2 protein-coding genes are annotated in these 1,418 nt (G+C 48.4%); both read right to left on the minus strand.

All coding sequences use genetic code 11. The features are described from left to right. Positions 1-611 (minus strand): MCP four helix bundle domain-containing protein (locus tag ACPLUI_RS15005; RefSeq protein ID WP_424661044.1); only part of this gene is annotated, 611 nt, incomplete at its 3' end. An 83-nt stretch (positions 612-694) separates the two neighbouring features. Then, positions 695-1,366, minus strand: coding sequence for an HD domain-containing protein (locus ACPLUI_RS15010; RefSeq protein ID WP_424661045.1), 672 nt, complete (start codon positions 1,364-1,366; stop codon positions 695-697). Positions 1,367-1,418: the final 52 nt, after the last annotated feature.

The raw sequence follows: 1,418 nt of genomic DNA on the forward strand, positions 1-1,418 counted from the left end.
ATCCGAGTTATTATTACTGCCATAAGAAGCCCAATGAGCAATGCACAAATACCTACAAAGAGTACAAGAAACCGGCCGTGAAGTGCATAAGACTGCATCCTGTCCATAATATCACTGGTTCTTTGTTCATTTTGAACGATTAGCTGGCACAGGATTTTTTCGGCATCGTTTGCATATGTTGCAACACCTTGAGCTTCAGCTACCGCTTCCTGAAACTTGCCTTCCCGGGCCAGGGGAATTGCACGACTGCTGATCTGCTGATCGTATTTATTGACCAGGGCGAGTACTTCCTGCAGCTTGAGCCGGGTTTCAGCGGTACAGTTGTTGAGTCTTTTTTCCAGCAGAGACCTGGCATTTTGAACGTCCCCACTGTACTCGTTCAAGTATCTTGAGTCACCGTAGAGGAGAGCAGCCCGCAGGTCCCTTGATGCTTCCTTAAAAGCGTCAAGAATTTGATAGTCAAGACTGAGTCGGACCACTCGCTGATCGACGTTGCCGGCATTAGTGACAGTATGCCCCATTATAAACAATGACTGAACTACTACGACAACCATGAAAAGGAGCAGTAAAACAAAGCCGCCACCGATTTTCATGCCAATGGGCACTCTCATTCCCGCAGTCCCCCTCGCATCAAGTTCAAACAATGAAAACTTCACGGATTAGGATACTTAATGATCCCAAGTTTGATTTAAACCTACCGACGTTCACCATCGCCATTAAGCCATACGCGGCCTGAAAGAAGATCCACTATGCGGCACCCATTATAATCCGGATGCCTGCTTTCTTCGTAAACTGCAATTTCATGCCCCCGCACGCTCAGGCGAACGCGCGCGCCGCGCCGCGTGATAGCTGCTGAAAGCCCGTCCACTAAACGAACAAGACGGTATGCGGGTTTCAATTCAGCCGGAAAAGAGCCGGGAAGTTCTCCCTCTTTGTGATGGTGATAGTGAATCAGGGTAACTACGGTATCACTCACACAGTAATCTCGCAGGGCGAGATACGAACTGCGCGCAGCATGTTGCCGCCCATCTTCGAAAACCTCACTGGGACGCACGCGAGCCCCTACTGTAAGTTTTGGCTGAACCTTTCCTATATCGTGAAACACCAGCGTTTCAACCAGTGATTTTTTATCGACTCCAACCAGAACCAGAATACCTTGCCGGTCAAGTTCAGCCAAAAAACATAAACAGTTTAGAACGTGCTGGTAACAACCATCTGGTATCACACCGGTGATCACAATTTCACCCGTTTCGGGCTGGTATTCATCGGTGTATTCAGGAATTGCGCGGAGAAGTTCTTCCAATACATTATCGGGAAAAAATAGGCGGGCTATGGTAAGGTTAGTATGGATGGTTGGTGACAACATCGGCCCCCACCTCCGTTGTTAAATTATTCTATTTCAACGGCAGGCAGGAGGC

This window comes from Desulfofundulus sp., assembly GCF_049701015.1.
GTDB lineage: Bacteria > Bacillota > Desulfotomaculia > Desulfotomaculales > Desulfovirgulaceae > Desulfofundulus.

What these genes read in the sequence shown, in the direction of transcription:
- ACPLUI_RS15010 (WP_424661045.1), bottom strand. Translation starts at nt 1,366, where the DNA reads ATGTTGTCACCAACCATCCATACTAACCTTACCATAGCCCGCCTATTT.